17 protein-coding genes are annotated in these 19,916 nt (G+C 41.6%); all 17 read right to left on the reverse strand.

Annotated features, from left to right (window positions below):
• Positions 1-9 precede the first annotated feature (9 nt).
• The 17 genes from mutS to J7I90_RS03755 all read right to left on the reverse strand — a co-directional run bounded on the left by mutS (position 10) and on the right by J7I90_RS03755 (position 19,911).
• Positions 10-2,613, reverse strand: coding sequence for a DNA mismatch repair protein MutS (gene mutS / locus J7I90_RS03675; RefSeq protein WP_214768477.1), 2,604 nt, complete (start codon positions 2,611-2,613; stop codon positions 10-12).
• A 217-nt stretch (positions 2,614-2,830) separates the two neighbouring features.
• Complete coding sequence (locus J7I90_RS03680) at positions 2,831-3,370, reverse strand: outer spore coat protein CotE (protein WP_034313495.1); 540 nt, start codon at positions 3,368-3,370, stop codon at positions 2,831-2,833.
• 213 nt (positions 3,371-3,583) lie between these two features.
• Positions 3,584-4,012 (reverse strand): YlbF/YmcA family competence regulator, encoded by a 429-nt coding sequence (locus J7I90_RS03685; RefSeq protein WP_034313499.1) that lies wholly within the window; start codon positions 4,010-4,012, stop codon positions 3,584-3,586.
• 1 nt (position 4,013) lies between these two features.
• Complete coding sequence (gene miaB / locus J7I90_RS03690) at positions 4,014-5,558, reverse strand: tRNA (N6-isopentenyl adenosine(37)-C2)-methylthiotransferase MiaB (RefSeq protein WP_048684706.1); 1,545 nt, start codon at positions 5,556-5,558, stop codon at positions 4,014-4,016.
• Between the two features lie 342 nt (positions 5,559-5,900).
• Positions 5,901-6,941, reverse strand: coding sequence for an L-threonine 3-dehydrogenase (gene tdh / locus J7I90_RS03695; RefSeq protein WP_214770045.1), 1,041 nt, complete (start codon positions 6,939-6,941; stop codon positions 5,901-5,903).
• 242 nt (positions 6,942-7,183) lie between these two features.
• On the reverse strand, positions 7,184-7,459 hold the full coding sequence (locus tag J7I90_RS03700) for a hypothetical protein (RefSeq protein WP_214768478.1): 276 nt from the start codon (positions 7,457-7,459) through the stop codon (positions 7,184-7,186).
• Positions 7,460-7,614: 155 nt separating this feature from the next.
• Positions 7,615-8,481 carry a 2-oxoacid:ferredoxin oxidoreductase subunit beta gene (locus J7I90_RS03705; protein ID WP_096338178.1) on the reverse strand — a complete coding sequence of 289 codons (867 nt, stop codon included), beginning with the start codon at positions 8,479-8,481 and terminating at the stop codon, positions 7,615-7,617.
• Positions 8,468-10,228: a 2-oxoacid:acceptor oxidoreductase subunit alpha gene (locus J7I90_RS03710; protein WP_214768479.1), complete on the reverse strand. Its 1,761-nt coding sequence runs from the start codon at positions 10,226-10,228 to the stop codon at positions 8,468-8,470. The genes J7I90_RS03705 and J7I90_RS03710 overlap by 14 nt, the downstream gene beginning before the upstream one ends.
• Before the next feature lie 215 nt (positions 10,229-10,443).
• On the reverse strand, positions 10,444-11,376 hold the full coding sequence (locus J7I90_RS03715) for a dipeptidase (protein ID WP_214768480.1): 933 nt from the start codon (positions 11,374-11,376) through the stop codon (positions 10,444-10,446).
• Between the two features lie 132 nt (positions 11,377-11,508).
• Positions 11,509-11,769, reverse strand: coding sequence for a stage V sporulation protein SpoVS (spoVS, locus tag J7I90_RS03720; RefSeq protein ID WP_029281188.1), 261 nt, complete (start codon positions 11,767-11,769; stop codon positions 11,509-11,511).
• 173 nt (positions 11,770-11,942) lie between these two features.
• The gene (locus J7I90_RS03725; RefSeq protein ID WP_063591644.1) at positions 11,943-12,740 is read right to left on the reverse strand and encodes a TIGR00282 family metallophosphoesterase; all 798 of its coding nucleotides are present in this window, start codon (positions 12,738-12,740) and stop codon (positions 11,943-11,945) included.
• A 152-nt stretch (positions 12,741-12,892) separates the two neighbouring features.
• Complete coding sequence (rny, locus tag J7I90_RS03730) at positions 12,893-14,452, reverse strand: ribonuclease Y (RefSeq protein WP_063231807.1); 1,560 nt, start codon at positions 14,450-14,452, stop codon at positions 12,893-12,895.
• Between the two features lie 352 nt (positions 14,453-14,804).
• Entirely contained in the window at positions 14,805-15,851 is a 1,047-nt protein-coding gene (gene recA, locus J7I90_RS03735) for a recombinase RecA (RefSeq protein ID WP_034313522.1), read from the reverse strand.
• A 347-nt stretch (positions 15,852-16,198) separates the two neighbouring features.
• The gene (locus J7I90_RS03740) at positions 16,199-17,431 is read right to left on the reverse strand and encodes a competence/damage-inducible protein A (RefSeq protein WP_214770048.1); all 1,233 of its coding nucleotides are present in this window, start codon (positions 17,429-17,431) and stop codon (positions 16,199-16,201) included.
• Positions 17,432-17,453: 22 nt separating this feature from the next.
• The gene (gene pgsA / locus J7I90_RS03745) at positions 17,454-18,038 is read right to left on the reverse strand and encodes a CDP-diacylglycerol--glycerol-3-phosphate 3-phosphatidyltransferase (protein WP_034313524.1); all 585 of its coding nucleotides are present in this window, start codon (positions 18,036-18,038) and stop codon (positions 17,454-17,456) included.
• 164 nt (positions 18,039-18,202) lie between these two features.
• On the reverse strand, positions 18,203-19,102 hold the full coding sequence (locus J7I90_RS03750; RefSeq protein WP_214768481.1) for a RodZ domain-containing protein: 900 nt from the start codon (positions 19,100-19,102) through the stop codon (positions 18,203-18,205).
• A gap of 17 nt (positions 19,103-19,119) precedes the next feature.
• Positions 19,120-19,911 carry a DUF3388 domain-containing protein gene (locus tag J7I90_RS03755; RefSeq protein ID WP_034313530.1) on the reverse strand — a complete coding sequence of 264 codons (792 nt, stop codon included), beginning with the start codon at positions 19,909-19,911 and terminating at the stop codon, positions 19,120-19,122.
• Between the last annotated feature and the right edge of the window lie 5 nt (positions 19,912-19,916).

Consider the following 19,916-nt stretch of genomic DNA (forward strand, 5'->3'; position numbering starts at 1 on the left):
CTTTAATTCTCATTTAAGTTTCTTTTGTAATTTATAAAGGGTATTCATTGCCTCAAGCGGCGTCATTTCAAGGATATCCAGTGATTTTATGTCATCCAGCACCTTTTTTTCCTTTGGTGAAGAATTCACCCTTCCTTTAGGAGCTTCTTCCCCAAAGAAGGAAAGCTGTGCCTCATTGAGGGATGTCACAGGAGCAACTTCGGCAATAGGTGCTTTTTCAGCAGCAGGCTGTTCATTTTCATTCTCTAGCTGGGCTAAAATAGCAGCTGCCCGAACTATTAACTGCTCCGGTAAATCAGCAAGCTTTGCCACATGAATTCCATAGCTTTTATCTGCTGGCCCTTCTTTAATTTTATGAAGGAAAACGACATTTCCATTTTGCTCAATGGCACTTACATGGATATTTTTCAATTTTGGCAGTTCCGTTGCCAATACAGTCAATTCATGATAATGCGTCGAAAAGAGTGTCTTTGCCCCAATTTCCTCATGAATATATTCAATGATGGCCTGAGCGAGCGCCATCCCATCATAAGTTGATGTTCCCCGGCCTATTTCATCAAATAATATCAAACTGTTTTCTGTCGCATTCATGATGGCATTTCTTGCTTCAAGCATCTCGACCATGAATGTACTTTGACCGGAAATCAAATCATCTGCCGCGCCAATCCTGGTAAATACCTTATCAAAAATAGGTAATTCAGCTATACTAGCGGATACGAAGCATCCAATTTGCGCTAAAATCGATGTTAGCGCAATTTGACGCATATACGTACTTTTACCCGACATATTGGGCCCGGTGATCAAGAGTAACTCCCGGTCTCCATCCATGAAGCAGTCATTGGGGACATACTCCTGTGATTGAAGGACTTTCTCAACCACTGGATGCCTGCCTTCCTTCAGTACGATTCTTCGATCTTCGGAAAAGACAGGCTTCACATAATGGCGTTCTTCACTAATCGTCGCAAAGCACTGCAGGACATCCAGTTCACTGACGCCCTTCGCCAAATCCTGTAAGCGAGGGATATAGCTTTTGACCTCTTCACGAAGATTGAGGAATAGGTCATACTCCAAACTGATGCTTTTTTCTTCTGCTTGTAAAATCAAAGCTTCCTTTTCTTTCAATTCAGGTGTGATATAACGTTCGGCATTCGTTAAAGTTTGCTTCCGTTCATAACGGCCTTCTTCAAGCAGGTGCAAATTTGCTCGTGTCACTTCAATGTAATAGCCAAAAACACGATTATATCCGATTTTCAAGGATTTGATCCCGGTGCGTTCCCGCTCTTCGCGTTCAAGCTGTGCAATCCACGTCTTTCCGTTTCTGCTGGCATCCCTGTAAGTATCCAGCTCATTATGGAAACCGTCCTGAATGATATTCCCTTCTTTCACGGACAATGGAGGGTTTTCTACAAGCGCCGTTTCAAGCAAATCCGTCACTTCTTCACAAGGATCCAATTTATCGGCCAGGATTGAAATATCCTGATTGGAGGCCATTGACTTCACGATTTCACGAATGACCGGCACCTGTTGCAAGGAACGCTTCAGCTGAATCAAGTCCCGAGCGTTTACATTCCCGAAGGCCACCCTTCCGGCAAGCCGCTCCAAGTCGTACACTTCCTTCAGGCGTTCACGTAAGTCCTGCCGTTCAAAGTATTGATTTTTCAGGGTTTCAACAAGGCTTTGTCTCCGCTCGATCTGTTTTTTATTAATGAGCGGCCTATCAATCCATTGCTTCAACATCCTTCCGCCCATCGCTGTTTTCGTTTCATCAAGCAGCCATAATAATGAGCCTTTTTTACCTTTGGAACGAATGGTTTCAGTTAATTCCAAATTGCGTTTGCTATAATAATCAATTTTCATATATTGTGATGTTTCATATGCAAGCACTGGCTGTAAATGATCCAGGCTGCGTTTTTGGGTACGGTATAGATAATTCAATAAGCGAGAGGTCGTTGTCGCCAGTTTCTGGTCTTTTAACAAATGAAGCAATGGAGCGAATGACTCGCTTTGAACCAAATTACTCTCTAGGGATAGAGCGGCTGCGCCCCGTTCTTGAAGGATTTTTTTCCATTCTTCATTGAAATCCTCGGCAATGACAACTTCACTCGCACCAAGGATGGCAAATTCATTCAGAACTTCCTCGAAACTCTCAATCAATGTAACCTTATTTTCCCCTGTTGATAAATCATTATATCCAAAGCCAAACTGACCATCCGTAAAATAAGTGATGGTGGCAATATAATTATTTTCCTTTTCACGAAGACCCTTACTATCCATTTTCGTTCCCGGGGTGATCAGCTGGACGACTTCCCTGCGTACCACACCTTTGGCTTGCTTCGGATCTTCGGTTTGTTCACAAATAGCTACTTTAAAACCTTTTTCTATCAATATATCAATATAATTAGCAGCCGAGTGATACGGAATGCCGCACATCGGAATTCGCTCTTCACTACCGCCTTCTCGGCTCGTTAATGTGATTTCGAGCTCTTGTGATGCATTCAGTGCATCGTCAAAAAACATTTCATAAAAATCGCCTAAGCGAAAAAATAAAAAGGCATCTTGATACTCTGCCTTAATTTTTAAATATTGCTGTATCATCGGAGTATATCCAGCCATTCCTTCAAAACCTTTCCAAACTAAAATCTATTACACATTTATGTCCTTCATTATAACATACGAAAATGCAACATGGCCTGTATTCGAAATTGCATGGTAAATCAATTATCCTTCACTTTTTAAGCTGGCTGTATCTGGAAAGCCATAGGGACTTGTCCCGCTTCAAATTAAATAAAACCGGATGAAGGGAATGTCATCCGGTATTAATTTCTATATTCTATTCGTCTTCGAATTCATCAAGGAAATCCGGATCTAAATCTTCGAAATCCTCATCATCGAAATCAGAGCCCCAGTCATCCTCACAGCGGCCATCTGGACTTACAGCGACACAAATTTTCGTTTCGCCGACGACTTCCACAAAGAATTCCCTTTCCACATGGACAATGATTTTTTGTCCACATGGGGAGATGCAAGCTTCTAAACAATTCGGCTGTTGGACAGCTTTTGCAACGATTTCATGGTCATCAAGACAATCGGGATCACGGTATTTCAGCGAAATAACGTCGGTATATTGCACTTTTTCAGTTACAACTTCCGTCTTTGAATTTTGGTTATAAGAATACCAGACGTTGATTTCGTAGCTGCCGTGAATTTCTACCTTTTTGCCGACTTTCTTTGCATCGTATTTATGGTTGATGATCCAACAACCTAGAATGCTAGAAGGATGATGAGCCGGGCAAATGGTGTGAGAGGACTTGGTGAATTTACGTCCTTTTGCCACCACCGCTTTAGTAATTATCTCTCTATATTGTGACATGCTAGCGAACCCTCCTCATACAGTTTCCATTCATCCTATGCGTGGTAAAAGTCTAGTGTGCGTAGAATTTTAATTGTTTGAAAACTGCTGTAATGTTTTAAACCTAGGTTATTTTATGCTCAAGTTTTGGGATATGTGTCACGAATGGGCACTGTATAAGGATTTCCGCATATTAAAAAAGCCCTTCTGAAACCAGAAGGGCTTTTTTAATATTCATGAACAGCTTCCGCCGCCTGCTTGTACCTGTGAACCTGTCTCACCGCGAAGGACATCGCCTTCGGTCGATTCAATAATCAGGTCCGTCACCTTATTCGATACCTGTGAAGAGACCATTTGTAAAAGATCATTTACATCCACTTGGGATTGTTTGAATTCTTGCACGATAGGAAGTTCATCCAATTGTTTTTCAAGTGCATCAATTTTGGCCTGAACTTGACTGTATGCTTTCTCTTTGCCGTAATGTTGGAAGTTTACAGCCTGTTTTTGCAAGCTCTTGATGCTCGCAATCATTTCACGGATTTTTTGATTTTCATTGATGTGAGCTTCTGCCCGTTTAAAGAAATCGACTTCTTCCGTGCTGGCGATCATTTCAGCAAGTTCGGCCGCTTTGTTCAGAATGTCATCTTTAGTATATTTAGTCATATTACTCCACCTCAATCGCCGTTGCTTCTTCAACCATATCCCCATTTAATGACCATGTTTTCGTTCCGGTGATTTTCACTTTTACGATTTTGCCAATAGCGGATTTTGGTCCTTTGAAGTTCACGAGCTTATTTTTCGTTGTATAACCTGCTAATACCTCCGCATTCTTCTTGCTTTCGCCTTCAACGAGCACTTCAACAATCTGTCCATCATACTCTTTCATTTTCAATGCGCACGTTTCATTTACAAGGGCATTCAAGCGTTGCAGACGTTCCTTTTTCACTTCCATCGGTACATTATCCTGCATTTTCGCAGCCGGTGTTCCCTCACGTGGTGAATAGATGTAAGTATATGCTGCATCGAAACCAACTTCACGGTATAATGACATCGTTTCTTCAAAGTGCTCTTCCGTTTCATTCGGATAGCCTACAATGATGTCCGTCGTTAGCGATGCACTTGGGATAGCTTCCTTGATTTTTTTAACTAGCTCTAAATATTGTTCGCGTGTATACTTACGGGCCATGATTTTAAGTGTTTCCGTACTTCCCGATTGAACTGGAAGATGGATATGGTCAACGAGATTTCCGCCTTTAGCCAGTACTTCAATCAAATGATCATCAAAATCACGGGGATGGCTTGTCGTAAAGCGAATACGCGGAATGTCGATTTTGCGGATTTCATCCATCAAATCGCCGAAACGATAATCGATATCCGTAAAATCTTTACCGTAAGCATTCACATTCTGTCCAAGCAGGGTTATTTCCTTGTAACCCTGTGCCGCTAAATGACGGACTTCCTGGATGATATCTCCAGGCCGGCGGCTTCTTTCTTTCCCTCTCGTGTACGGTACGATGCAGTATGTACAAAACTTATCGCAGCCATACATGATATTGACCCATGCCTTGGTTTTTCCTTTACGCACTTTCGGAAGGTTCTCGATTACATCACCTTCTTTAGACCAAACCTCAATGACCATTTCCTTGGAAAGATAAGCTTCATTAAGAATTTGCGGCAGGCGATGGATGTTATGCGTTCCGAAAATCATATCTACAAAATGGTGCTTCTCTAGAATCCGCTTTACAACTGTCTCCTCTTGTGACATACAGCCGCAAACCCCAAGCAATAAATCCGGCTTTTCCAATTTCAATGATTTTAAATGCCCCAATTCACCGAACACTTTATTCTCTGCGCCTTCCCGAATCGCACAAGTGTTAAGTAAAATGACGTTAGCATCATCCACCGAGTCTGTCGCTTGATAACCAAGTGCCATAAAGATGCCCGCCATGACTTCTGTATCATGTTCGTTCATTTGACAGCCAAAAGTACGAATGTAAAACTTTTTACCTTCTCCCATTCCGCGGAAACCTTCAGGAATGGCAAAGTCATCATGATATTCTACTTCTTCTTTTCCCCGCTTTTTCGCATCCTTTAAGGAAGGCGGAATATAAACGGCTTGAAAGTACTTACTGAAGTCCTTTTCGGATTTTTTGTCCGCTGGATTCTCAGCCTGTACTTGTTGTGATTCTAGTCGTTGTTTCTCGTTCATAGTTAATCTCCTTTCAAAATAGTTAGTTTATTTCTTTCACCAACTATTCCAAGACCTATCTTCAAATGGATTTATACGGATTCCTTTTCAAGAGTTTCCAGTAAATATTAGCTATTAAGTGTGATATATCCACATTATCATAGTATAAAGCTTTTAACAGCAAGAAACAATCATTCTGTCGTGGCTTCTTCAATTGTAAGAAAATTTTCACAAATATTGAAAATAAGAACATGAAAGAAGAGGCTATGACGAATTTAGCCTCTTCTTATCATGTTTGGAAGACGCTTTCCCCTTTCAAGATTTTTCAAATGCAGACCATGCAATTTCCACCTTTTCAGGTGTTCAAGGTATAAGGAGAACCTTACCACACTGGCCTTTGATCATCAGTTCAAATCCCTTTTCAAAATCACTTAGTGAAAACCGATGGGTAATCATTGGTTTTACATCAACCTTGCCACTTTCAAGCAGACTTGAAACCTGTTGCCAGGTTGAAAACATCTTCCTTCCAGTTATCCCTTGGACAGTAAGACCCTTGAATACGATATCCTCTGTTATATTAATCGTTACGGGCTTAGAAGGCAGACTTAGAATGGATATTCTTCCACCATTGGTCGCCATCTTGAACCCTTGTTGGATAGCTGTTGGATTACCGCTCATTTCACAAACAACATCCACCCCGTCCCCACTTGTAATGCTTTTCGTGATTTCCACTGGATCCTGATTCATTGAATGAATGAGGTGTGTGGCACCCATCTTTTTGGCTAGCTGAAGTCGATAATCATTAATATCAAGAGCGATTACTTTATCAGCACCTGCGGCCTTTGCTACAGCAATCGCCATAAGCCCAATTGGACCACAACCGATAATTGCCACCGTTTTACCCAGCACCTCGCCAGCTAGCACTGAATGGACGGCATTCCCCATCGGTTCTTGGATGGTAGCTATATCTAGTGGCATATCACTTGGATTTTTCCATAAATTCTTGGCTGGCAGAGCTATGTACTCTGCAAAGCACCCTTGTTTATCGACACCGATAATGTTTGTTTTTTTACAGATATGGAATTGTCCGGTTAAGCACTGCCTGCATGTACCGCAAACTATATGTGTCTCGGCAGATACACAATCACCAACTGAAACATTACTGACACTTGCTCCTATCTCGATTACTTCACCTGCAAATTCGTGCCCAAATACGTATGGAGGGCTCACCCTTCCTTGTGACCATTCATCCCAGGTGAAAATATGAATATCCGTTCCGCAAATCGAGGTCATCTTCACTCGAATCAAGACCTCGTCATCACGGATGTCCGGGATATCGACAACTTGTAATTGTGCCCCATAACCTCGGTGATGTTTGACGATCGCTTTCATTTTACCTCTCAACATGTACATTCCCCCTGAATAGGGCTGTGCTTTTTCATCTACCTTAATATGTAAAGATATGAAAAATCAATCACAAAAATACCATAATCACTTTTGTACCGGCCTTTTCACATTAATAATGATGATTTTTAGGCATTCGTACATTTTTGTTAAATGGGTCATGTTTCTATAGCATCTTGTCCGCTCTCGAATAAGATATCTTGTACAACAAAAACAAAAACAATGAAGGAGTGACTTATATGTCATGTGGATGCAATAATCATGATCGGGATCACGATCGGGATAGAGATCGGGACAGAGATAACAAAAGAATCGCAGACGATTTTTGTCGTGCTGTAAGGGGCTGTAATAGGCGTGACCGCGATCACCACCACGATCGCGATGACCACCACGATCGGGATCGGGACAACGATAGAATCGCAGACGATTTTTGTCGTGCTGTGAGAGGCTGTAATAGGCGCGACCGCGACCGCGACCGCGATCGGGACCGTGATCGGGACCGTGATCGGGACCGCCATTGTCACAGAAGGAACCGTTGCAATATCTTCGGCGGTGGATGTAATAACGGTTGGTGGTAAGCTAATTTAGAGAGTATAGTGATTCTCTCTACTGAGCTTTCCAGTTAATCACAAAAAAAGGTTCACCCCATCTTAAGGGGTGAACCTTTTAACTTTTACATAAATTCAGCAACAAGCTTATCAAAGTGCGCTTGATCCAGTGTCAAATCTGATTTGTTTAGCGCTTTTTCAGCATACCCTGGCACTAATTCCTGGTACGAAGGGCGTGAAGAGTCTTGATAAATGATCCCTGTCACAAGGCTGTCATGCTGCATCAAAGTCTGCATGGCCTGTTCTTTATTTGATGAATCGTAACCTTCAATCGTGTTCAATTTAGTTAAGTTTTGTTTAAACCAATCATACGTATTGATCTTATTGTATGTTACGCAAGGAGAGAAAACATTGATAAAGGAGAACCCTTTATGGTTTATCCCTGCTTCAATGATCGCCGTCAGGTCTTTCAAGTCAGTGGAAAAGCTTTGAGCGACAAACGTAGCACCAGCTGACAATGCTAATTCCATAGGTGAAACAGCCTGTTCTATCGATCCTTCTGGAGTGGATTTCGTTTTAAATCCAGCAGCAGATCTAGGAGAAGTTTGGCCTTTTGTCAATCCATAAATTTGGTTATCCATGACAATATACGTAATATCGATATTACGGCGGATCGCATGAATGGTGTGTCCCATCCCGATTGCAAAACCATCTCCGTCACCGCCTGAAGCTATAACGGTCAATTCACGGTTAGCCATTTTCACTCCTTGAGCAATTGGCAGTGAGCGGCCATGGATGCCGTGGAAACCATATGACTTGATGTAACCGGATATACGCCCTGAACAGCCGATACCGGAAACGACGGCCAAATTCTCCGGCTCCAAACCTACATTGGCTGCCGCACGCTGCATGGCAGCCTGAACGGAGAAATCCCCGCAGCCAGGACACCAGTTTGGTTTTACATCATTCCGAAAATCTTTAAACGTTGCCATATTCGAACATCTCCTTGCATTGTGTGTGAATTTCATGCGGGAGGAATGGGTTGCCATCATATTTTAGGATGCTTTTAATTTTATTAACATGTCCGACATTCATCTTGATAATATTAGCCAATTGTCCAGTCGCATTATTTTCAATAACTACTACTTTCTTAGCACTTTGCACCAATGATAGGACTTCATCAGCTGGGAAAGGATGAATCAAACGGATTTGCGCATGATTCACTTTCACTCCATCCGTTTCTAAACGGCCAATCGCTTCATCAATCGTCCCGCGTGTTGAGTTAAAACCAAGAATTAATAAATCCGCTTCTTCATGCGGTGTGTTTTTGTATACTGGTGTTTGGAATGTGTTAGTTAAATTATTCAGCTTACGCATCCGTTTATCCATTTGCAATTTGCGATTCAAGGCCGTCTCGGAAGGTCTGCCCGTTTCATCATGTTCAACACCCGTAACATGGTGAATTCCATTTTTCATACCAGGCACTACCCGTGGTGAGACTCCGTCTTCCGTTACTTCATAACGCTTGAAGTAAGATTTGTTTACAGGCTCTTCAATTTCAAAGTCCACCAATTTACCGCGTCTTATCTCCACTTTACCGTAATCAAGCGGCTGAACCGTTTGTTTACCTAATGATAGCTGTAAGTCGGATAAAACGATAACTGGACATTGATATTCCTCTGCAAGGTTGAATGCTTCTGCCGTATCATAAAAAGCTTCCTCAACAGTGCTCGGAGCCATGACGATTTTAGGTATTTCACCGTGTGTACCATAAATCATGGCCATTAAATCGGATTGCTCCTGTTTTGTGGGAAGTCCCGTAGATGGACCGCCACGTTGAGTATCGACGATGACAATTGGCGTTTCGGTAATGCCCGCTAAACCAATCGCTTCCATTTTCAAGGAAAGACCAGGTCCAGCTGAAGCTGTGATGGCACGTACACCGCCATAGTTAGCACCAATTGCCATTGTGGCTGCAGCGATTTCATCTTCAGTCTGTATGACCGTCCCGCCAAATTGAGGAAGTTTCTTAATTAAGTATTCCATAATTTCCGAGGCCGGAGTAATCGGGTAAGCTGCCATGAAGCGACAACCTCCTGCAACTGCGCCTAAAGCGATAGCATCGTTTCCGATCATGAACATTCGTTTTTGGCCGTCTGCCTTTTCCAGCTCCATCGCGCCCAGTTTTTCTCCAAGCAAAACTTCCATTGCCTTATATCCGGCAGTAATGGCATCCATATTCTTCTTAACGATTTCTTCGCCTTTACGGCCGAATATTTCATCAACCACATCGTTGAATACGGAAATTTCCATTCCGAGAACAGCACATGTCGCACCGATGGCGACCATATTTTTCATTAATGATGTTCCTAATTCGGCTGCTATTTCCGTAAAAGGAACAATATATAATTCTGCCTTTGTATCTTCTTCTGGGCAGACAGGTTTGAATTTTGCATCTGCAATTATGATGCCACCCTCATGTAATTCTTTATAATTGACGTCGATTGTTTCTTGGTCAAAAGCAACTAAGATGTCTAAATCATCAGAGATAGCACGAGTTTCCGTAGTACTTACACGAATTTTATTATTCGTGTGTCCACCCTTGATTCGGGATGAGAAATGACGGTAGCCATACAAGTAATAACCTAAGCGATTGAGGGCAATACAGAATATTTCTCCTGTACTTTCAATACCTTCACCTTGTTGTCCGCCAACTTTCCATGAAAGTTGATTGATCATGTCTTACACTCCTTTAGGACGTTCGTATATAAATGCATTTAACCGCACCTCTCTTAGAACATTCAACTATGTATATTTATCGTTCTAATTTAGGAAAGGTGTACTAAACGCTTTCAATTCTATCGGTTAAATCATCAAATTGCAACCTTTTTGCTTTTATTTTTTATATTTTCAGAATATTTATTCATATCTATATAGTAAGAATTGAAAATCACTTAAGATATTTCCTTTTCAAGCGGAAAATTACGACTGAAATTATCAAAAAGAAGACCTTTTACAAACTCACTGCTATAAAGCCTGTTCAATTCATTTATTAAGTTATGATAATCCTTATATGACGTTAACTTCTCTACCATATGATCGATTCCATCGAAGTCGGACCCTAATCCAATTTGTCTTTCCCCGCCCAAACTGCATATATGCTCTATATGTTTCAAGATATCCTTTATCGTAACCGGGCCATTTGCTAGAAATTGCGGGACAAAGGTTACGCCGATCACCCCATTTTTCTGTAAAAGGGCTTTTATCTGCCCGTCCTTTAAATTTCGCGGATGCGGACAAAGCTGATAAGCATTCGAATGGGAGGCGATTGGGAATTTCGCCAACTTTAGGGTGTCCCAAAATCCAGCTTCAGATAAATGGGATAAATCACACCAAATTGACTTCTCATTCAGTAGCGCGACCACTTCCGTTCCAAATCCTGTCAAGCCGGCCCCCCTTGTTTCTAATGCCCCATCCGCTACCAAGTTAGCGTGATTCCAAGTTAGCCCTACGGAGGATACTCCAAGATGAATAAGGGTTTTCAGTTTCAACAAATCATTCCCAATGCAATCGCACCCCTCCAAAGTTAGCATTGCACCGATTTCCTTTTCTTTTAAAGATTCGATGTCTGCCTTTGTCTTTATAAATTTCATTTCCGGCTCCGACAAAATCTTTTCATGAAATATATCCACCATCGCCAAAGCAGCTTGAAATCTCATATCAGGGTGGACCTTTTCAGGAATATATATGGCAAAACATTGGACTTTTCCTCCTTCGTCCAATAAACCCCGCTTTGTTATATGTAATTTATCACTATTTATAAAAGAAATATCCGGATCGATGAACATCTTCATCAGCACATCACAATGTGCATCAAAAATCTCCAATGTAATCCCCCTTCCTGTACCTTTTTTATGATTATATATACCATTATAAAGCGATAAGGACCTTTCGTCATTTGGAAGTCACGACAAAAAAGAGCCTGCTCGCCATCCGACAAACAGGACACCCAAACACAATTATCTTGGTTCAATGATTAGTTTTATTGCCGTTCTTTCTTCGCCATCAATAAGTATATCTGTAAAGGCAGGAATACAAATCAAGTCAACTCCACTAGGTGCGACAAACCCTCTTGCGATTGCTACTGCCTTGACGGCTTGATTTAACGCACCTGCACCGATTGCTTGAATTTCGGCTGCTCCTCTTTCCCTGAGCACTCCCGCTAGTGCGCCTGCTACAGAATTAGGATTAGATTTTGCTGAAACTTTTAATATTTCCATTCCTAGTCCTCCTTGTTTTCCCTGCCGATTCTAACTTGGCTCAATAGTTATAACACTTTCCACTGCTACTATATTCATCAAGTAAAACTTGTATGACAAAGAAAACCGGGATTGTACACCATTTATTAAAGAATGGAAAAACGGATGGCAGTTTGACTGTCCATCCGTTCGAATCAATGGTAAAAGGGATGATCTTCGTTAATCAGGATCCTTTCTATCTTCTTTGCCTTGCCAGTTTTCTCATCAATTTCAAGGAGAACCCCGCTTAGTAGGGTCCGTCCTTCTTTTGGGACTTCGAAACGAACCGGAAGGCTGGTCAGGAACCGATGGATGACTGCCTCTCTTTCCATACCAAGGATGGCATCATATGGTCCTGTCATTCCTACATCTGATATGTAAGCGGTGCCTGCAGGTAATATACGGTTATCAGCTGTCTGGACGTGTGTGTGTGTACCAACGACGGCTGTAACCTTACCATCCAGGAACCACCCCATGGCTTGCTTTTCGCTTGTCGCTTCACCATGAAAATCGACAAAGATGATCGGTGTCTTTTTTCGAGCCTCCGCCACTAGTTCTTCCGCCTTTTTGAACGGACAGTCCAAATCCGGCATGAACGTTCTCGCCTGCAAATTGATGACAGCTATTTCATGCTGGTTCAATTTTAAAAATTTCATCCCTTCTCCGGGCACCCCGTCTGGAAAGTTTGCTGGACGGACAAGATATTTCGCTTCATCAATAAAATTGAAGATATCACGATTATCCCATGTATGGTTTCCCATGGTCACTGCCTGCGCTCCCCACTCTAAAAAGCTGCGATAAATCTTTTCTGTAATCCCCCGGCCACTTGCTGCATTCTCGCCATTGATGACCGTGATATGCGGACGATACTTTTCTTTTAACTTAGGAAGGTATTCTTGGATCATGTCACGACCTGGAGATCCCACTACATCCCCTATAAATAGCAATTTCATTGTAAAACCCTTTCTGGATTCACCTGATTATATGAATTATTTAAGTATGTATTGTAACATAATTTGGGGTAATTATAGGAATTACGCTAGACGATTAATATCCGAAAAAGAAAAAACGAAGTGGTTTGCACCACTTCGTCTTTCGTTAACGATTATTTAGCATATTCCACTGCTCTTGTTTCACGGATGACCGTGACTTTAATATGACCAGGGTAATCGAGCTCTTCTTCAATCCTTTTCCGGATATCACGTGCGAGTCGATGGGCCGAAAGATCATCGATTTGTTCGGGTTTCACTAGAATCCGCACTTCTCGTCCGGCTTGAATCGCAAATGATTTTTCCACTCCATCATAGGATTCGGAAATTTCCTCAAGTTTTTCAAGTCTTCTAATGTAATTTTCAAGCGTTTCACTTCTAGCTCCCGGTCTTGCGGCTGATAATGCATCAGCGGCAGCCACAAGCACTGAAATGATGGAAGTAGGTTCCGTATCGCCATGATGTGAAGCGATGCTGTTAATGACAGTTGGGTGCTCTTTATATTTGGTTGCTAATTCAACGCCAATTTCAACGTGACTGCCTTCCACTTCATGATCGATCGCTTTCCCAATATCATGCAATAAACCTGCACGGCGGGCAAGAACTTCGTCCTCACCAAGTTCAGCGGCCAGTAAACCTGAAAGCTGTGCCACTTCAATTGAATGTTTAAGTACGTTTTGCCCATAACTGGTACGGAACTTCAAACGTCCTAGTATTTTGATGAGATCTGGATGGAGACCGTGAACGCCAACTTCAAAAGTTGTTTGTTCACCAATTTCACGAATATGTTCATCCACCTCACGTCTTGCTTTGTCAACCATTTCTTCAATGCGGGCCGGATGGATCCGTCCGTCCTGAACAAGTTTCTCAAGAGCCAAGCGTGCCGTTTCCCGTCTAATTGGGTCGAATCCAGATAAAATGACAGCTTCAGGAGTATCATCGATAATAAGGTCAATACCTGTTAGCGTTTCTAACGTCCGGATATTTCGACCTTCACGTCCGATTATCCGTCCTTTCATTTCATCGTTTGGAAGATTTACTACAGAAACGGTGGTTTCTGCAACATGATCAGCCGCACAACGCTGAATGGCAAGAGAAAGGACTTCTTTTGCTTTTTTATCAGCCTCTTCTTTGGCACGGGTATCACTTTCTTTAATCATAAGCGCTACATCGTGAGCAAGCTCGTTTTCCATTCGGTCTATAATGATTGCTTTAGCTTCTTCACGAGTTAAACCGGAAACACGTTCAAGCTCTGTTTGCTGCTTACGAACCGTCTCGTCCACTTTGCTTTCCATCTCTTCAATATGCTGTTGTCTTTGGTTTAGAGAATCTTCTTTTTTCTCCAAAAGGCTTTCACGTTTGTCTAACGTTTCATCCTTGCGGTCCAGATTCTCTTCTCTTTGCAATAACCGATTTTCTTGTTTTTGTAATTCGTTCCTTCTTTCACGGGCTTCCCGATCCGAATCGGCACGAACTTTATGAATTTCATCTTTTGCTTCCAACAAGGCTTCTTTCTTAAGTGCTTCCGCTTCACGTTTTGCATCCTCAAGGATGTGTTCAGCAGAGCCCTTTGCCCCTGCTATTTTACTCTCAAATTTTGATTTGTGAATAAAATAACCAACAACTGCACCGACGATTAGGCCAAGCAAAGTGAAGATGATTGTCATGGGTTCCATCGTTTCACCTCCCCTTGCTATGAACTTTTTACATAAAATGTTGAACTGTCGGCAAGTACATTGCACATAAATTCAATATACAGCACTTAATTTTCAAAATTTTAGTTTGAAAAATTGTAAAATATACATATTAATTGTATAGTTGAGAATTTTTATTGTCAAGCGTTTGTCCCTTATGTATCAATGATTATTCAAGTTTTCTTAATATCAACCATCATAATGTACAGCATTCTTTATGGAAGAAGTCTGTAAATCTGATTTCAATGGCATTTATTCCGCTGAAAATTTCACACTTTTCTCAAAATATATAGAAAAGGCCTAAGCGAATAACTTAGGCCTTTTCCAAATATCATTAATCAAGCAATTCAAAATGCTCTTCTGTTTCATTTTCTTCTGGTGGTAATTCATGCTCTCCATCAAGATTATAGTGATCTCTGATTTTCTGAGAAATTTCCTGAGCGATATCCTGATTTTCTTTCAAGAACAGCTTCGCATTTTCACGGCCTTGTCCGACACGCTCTTCATTGTATGAATACCATGAGCCACTTTTAAGGACGATATCAAGATCTGCACCCATATCGATGATTTCACCTTCCTGTGAAATCCCTTGACCATACATGATGTCAACTTCAGCTTGGCGAAATGGTGGAGCAACCTTGTTTTTTACAACTTTGATTTTCGTTTTATTACCGACGATTTCATTACCTTGTTTTAATTGTTCCGCACGGCGCACTTCCAGACGAACAGTTGAATAGAACTTCAATGCCCGGCCTCCCGGAGTCGTTTCTGGATTCCCAAACATAACACCGATTTTTTCACGGACTTGGTTAATGAAAATGGCAATGGTATTTGATTTATTAATGGAACCAGACAGTTTTCTAAGTGCCTGAGACATCATCCGGGCTTGAAGACCCATATGGGAATCTCCCATTTCGCCTTCGATTTCAGCTTTAGGAACAAGTGCTGCCACCGAGTCAATGACAATGATATCTACCGCTCCGCTTCGAACTAACGCTTCAGCGATCTCTAAGGCTTGTTCACCCGTATCAGGCTGTGAAAGCAGTAACTCATCGATATTCACACCAAGTTTTTCTGAATATGCTGGATCTAAAGCATGCTCGGCATCAATAAATGCAGCCGTGCCGCCAGTCTTTTGTACCTCTGCAATGGCATGTAATGCTACAGTCGTTTTACCGGAGCTTTCAGGTCCATATATCTCAATGACCCGGCCTCTTGGATATCCGCCCACTCCCAACGCTACGTCCAATGCTAAAGAACCGCTTGAGATCGTTGAAATTCTACGATCAGTCTGTTCCCCAAGTTTCATAATCGAACCTTTACCAAATTGTTTCTCAATTTGTTTTAACGCCATATCTAAAGCCGCTTGACGATCACTCACTTAATTTCCTCCTCTATATTCAACTAATCGGCTGTCCGATTAAAGGTGTACTTACGTTAGCAATTATTCGAGTTCAAGGTTTGTACCCTGTCTCAAAACCTATCTTTACTATATACTCTTTTTACTATTTTGCCAAGCAAAAAGTCGAACATTCATTCGTTTTTTCTTTCGGGATATCCTTTGTAAAAACGCGTTTTAGCTTAAGGAAATTTCCATTTCGCTTCACTTACTCCCTAAAAAATACATTTTCATTGAATTAACTTTTTTCTTTTTTCCCTATTTTTCAAGAAACAAACTTCTAAAACCAAATAAAAAGCAGAGCTGTATTAAAGCTCTGCTTATGGCGTTTATAAATCCCTTAATAGGTAATGACAGCCGTACTTCACACTCCGAATACGGTTTTGCGCCCTGCTACCGGAAAGATTCAACTCCTTGAAATGAGTGTTTCCATCGCGATAGGAAATGCCAATAAATACTGTACCAACAGGCTTGCCTTCTTGTTCATCCGGCCCTGCAACACCCGTAAAGCTTATGCCTACATCCGCATCGAGCTTACTCCGGACATTAGAGGCCATTTCCATTGCACACTCACCGCTGACCACCCCATACACAGATATGGTATCATCACTGACGCCGAGGACATCGGACTTCGCATCATTCGTATAGCAGACCATTCCGCCCTTAAAGACTTTACCGGCGCCCGGGATGGTTGTCAGCTGTTCTTGGAACATCCCCCCGGTCAAGCTTTCAGCTGCCGCGATTGAAAGCTTGCGGACCGTTAATTCTTTTACAAGTTCCTTTATTAGCGAAGTATTATCACTACCATAATGGAACTTGCCGACCCTGCTAAGAATTTCTTTTTCCGTTTCTAAAATAAGCTCTTCGCATTTTTCTTTGGAAGGGCCTTTGGCGGTTATCCTTAACGTCACTTCCCCTTCGGCTGCCAGCGGAGCGATTGTCGGATTCGTTTGATTGACAAGGAGATCTTCAATCACTGTTTCCAGTTCTGCTTCACCTATACCGTAGAACCGGAGAACCTTGGAATCGATCCGTTCATGCTTTTCCAATTTATTCATGATCTTTTCATAACCATAACTTAAAAACATCGGCTCCATTTCACTTGGTGGACCAGGCAGGAGCATATATGTAATCCCGGATTTGGACAAGACCATTCCCGGGGCCATGCCATGATCGTTTGCCAACACTTCACTGCCTTCCAAGACAAGGGCCTGCTTTTTGTTGTTTTCCGTCATCGGCCGTTCCCGTTTTTGGAAGTAAGCTTCAATGGATTGCAAAGCTTCATCATTAAAAACGAGCTTTTTCCCGATATGGCGAGCAATCGTTTCTTTCGTTAAGTCATCTTTGGTAGGACCAAGCCCACCGGTAAAAACAATCAAGTTCGCCCTCGATTCAGCGATTTCTATAGCATGTTGTAATCGGCGGTCGTTATCCCCAACCACAGTATGGTAAAAAACGTTGATCCCCATTTCCGCAAACTGCTGCGATAAGAATCTTCCATTAGTGTTATTGATTTGACCTAAAAGAAGCTCTGAGCCCACTGCAATGATTTCTGCATCCATCTTTTCAAAACCACCATTCGTTTTACTTTGAATTAACAAATACTTCTTTGTTTTTTATAAAATAATCCAAACCTGACCAGATTGTAAAGATTAATGCAATCCATAATGCTATATTGGCAAATGGAAGTGAAATGAGGGCAAATGGAAGGTTATGCAGCAATAAAGCCGAAATAGAAACAATTTGTGCCCATGTTTTAATTTTACCTAGCTGGTTCGCTGCAACCACTTCCCCTGTACCCGCTAACACCAAACGCAATCCAGTGACTGCAAACTCGCGACTTATGATCACGATGGCAATCCAAGATTGACCGTACATTAAATCTAGATCAACCAAAACGATTAAGGCAGCCGAAACCAGAAGTTTATCTGCCAATGGATCTAAAAATTTCCCTAAATCAGTAATCATATTATATTTTCTGGCAAAATGGCCATCGATCCAATCCGTAGTGGAAGCGATTATAAAGAGGATGGCTCCAGCCAGGTGTGCCACTGGCAAACTGTATTCTCCCCAAGTCAGTGTCCCCCATGAAAAAGGAACGAGCATGATGATTAAAAATACTGGTATTAAACAGATTCTTGCTACTGTAATCTTATTAGGCAGATTCAAAACTTTTACCTCCAAAATTTACGCCTGCCATTTGGGCAATGCGTCTTAGATCAAAATAATGCTTATATGTATAATTTAACTCAAAATCCAATCTTATATGCCGGGTGAACCATTTCCCGCCGCCTTACTATTATATAGAGCAAAAATAGTCATCTATAAGATGACTATTCGGCTTTCGTAAATTGTATCGTAACCAATTGCGTATTCACTTCAGTCGGTGAAATGGAATACTCCAGCTTTTCATCATTCACATATATCTCAGTTTCATATGCCCTGCCTATGTTGATGACAGCTTCTTTTTCATTGGTGAAATCAATTTCCTGGCTTTTGTCCTTTTCGATAGTGCCCTGGAAAAGTAATTTACCTTCACCATTTTTTATGCCGACCCATGGTGAGCCTTTGGAGGTCACCTTTAATTTAAAAGTATCGGTATTTTTTAATTCATAGGTACTATTTTTACCGCTGGAACTTGTGACGGCAAGATTTTGCTCTTTCTCTTCATCTTTGACTGCTGTATCATCTTCATTCTTCTTTTCAGATGAATCTGATTTATCTTCAGTCTGTTTTTGGTCTGCATTAGCTTCTTCTTTGTTAAACTCTTCACTTTTATTGTAATCCACGGCATCGCTCTGTTTTGCGTCCTTTTTGTCATCGTTATCCGGATTGCTCATATAGTTCAATACCAGAACCCAAATCAATACGGCCGCACCAATGACTAAAACGGCAGCCAAAATCTTCGGTAACAATTCCACAACCTTTGAATCTCCTGCCGGAATGGTTTTCCGGGTTTGGACCCGTGAAAGCTGTTCTGGCAATTCCTCACTATAGATCGATGGTATTTCACTCTTATATTGTTCGAAAATCTCTTCTGAATCCAATCCGACCGCTTCACAATATTGCTTTATGAATGCCCGTACATAGAACTTTCCAGGCATCATACTGTAATTTCCCTCTTCAATGCCAATGAGGTAACGCTTTTGGATCTTTGTTAATTCCTGCAAATCTTCTAAGCTAAGACCTTTGGCTTCCCTAGCTTCCTTTAATCGATTACCCAACTCAGTCAAATAAAACACCTGCCATTTTAAAAGTCAAAGGAACCAAAATCGGACCCTGAAAACTGGTCTTTTTGGTCGACAACTTCATATGTTATTTCTTCTTCAGGATTATTTCGCAATTCAATAATATAATCAAAGTCTTCGAGGGTATACTCCGTATTTTGGACAAAAACATCCGGATGTTCGATTACTTTGACAGCATCAAGCCTCATTATTTCACGAATCAACTGCCAATGACGCTCATTTGCACGGCGAGTGGAAACAATTCCATCTAAAATGAACAAATTATCATTATTATATTCATCCTCAATAAGCTGGCTGCGGATAGTCTGCTTTAGAAGGGTCGATGACACAAACAACCATCTCTTATTTGCACAAACACTCGACGCTACGATAGATTCAGTTTTTCCGACACGGGGCATCCCTCGGATCCCGATCAATTTATGACCTTCCTGTTTAAATAGCTCGGCCAGGAAATCGACAAGCAAGCCTAGTTCATCACGAACAAACCTAAAGGTGTTTTTCTCATCGGCATCGCGCTGGATATAGCGTCCATGCCTGACTGCGAGGCGATCACGTAATTTAGGTTCCCTAAGCTTAATGACCTTTATCGTATCCATCGTACGGAGAATTGACTCGAATCTTTCTATATTACGGCTGTCTTTGGCCAACAAAAGTAACCCACGCCTGCCTTCATCTACCCCGTTAATGGTGATGATATTAATGGAAAGCATACCTAGAAGGGATGAAATATCCCCTAATAAACCAGGACGGTTGACTTGAATTTCATATTCAAAATACCATTCTTTATTATCCACGATAA

It is taken from the genome of Bacillus sp. ISL-57 (genome assembly GCF_018613135.1).
GTDB classification, from domain to species: Bacteria; Bacillota; Bacilli; order Bacillales; family DSM-1321; genus Peribacillus; species Peribacillus frigoritolerans.

Coding starts and splice junctions, on each gene's coding strand:
- mutS (WP_214768477.1), bottom strand. CDS start 2,613: ATGGCTGGATATACTCCGATGATACAGCAATATTTAAAAATTAAGGCA.
- J7I90_RS03680 (WP_034313495.1), bottom strand. CDS start 3,370: ATGTCACAATATAGAGAGATAATTACTAAAGCGGTGGTGGCAAAAGGA.
- J7I90_RS03685 (WP_034313499.1), bottom strand. CDS start 4,012: ATGACTAAATATACTAAAGATGACATTCTGAACAAAGCGGCCGAACTT.
- miaB (WP_048684706.1), bottom strand. CDS start 5,558: ATGAACGAGAAACAACGACTAGAATCACAACAAGTACAGGCTGAGAAT.
- J7I90_RS03700 (WP_214768478.1), bottom strand. CDS start 7,459: ATGGCGGTCCCGATCACGGTCCCGATCACGGTCCCGATCGCGGTCGCG.
- J7I90_RS03705 (WP_096338178.1), bottom strand. CDS start 8,481: ATGGCAACGTTTAAAGATTTTCGGAATGATGTAAAACCAAACTGGTGT.
- J7I90_RS03710 (WP_214768479.1), bottom strand. CDS start 10,228: ATGATCAATCAACTTTCATGGAAAGTTGGCGGACAACAAGGTGAAGGT.
- spoVS (WP_029281188.1), bottom strand. CDS start 11,769: ATGGAAATATTAAAAGTTTCAGCAAAATCTAATCCTAATTCTGTAGCA.
- J7I90_RS03725 (WP_063591644.1), bottom strand. CDS start 12,740: ATGAAATTGCTATTTATAGGGGATGTAGTGGGATCTCCAGGTCGTGAC.
- rny (WP_063231807.1), bottom strand. CDS start 14,452: ATGGAACCCATGACAATCATCTTCACTTTGCTTGGCCTAATCGTCGGT.
- J7I90_RS03740 (WP_214770048.1), bottom strand. CDS start 17,431: ATGGATGCAGAAATCATTGCAGTGGGCTCAGAGCTTCTTTTAGGTCAA.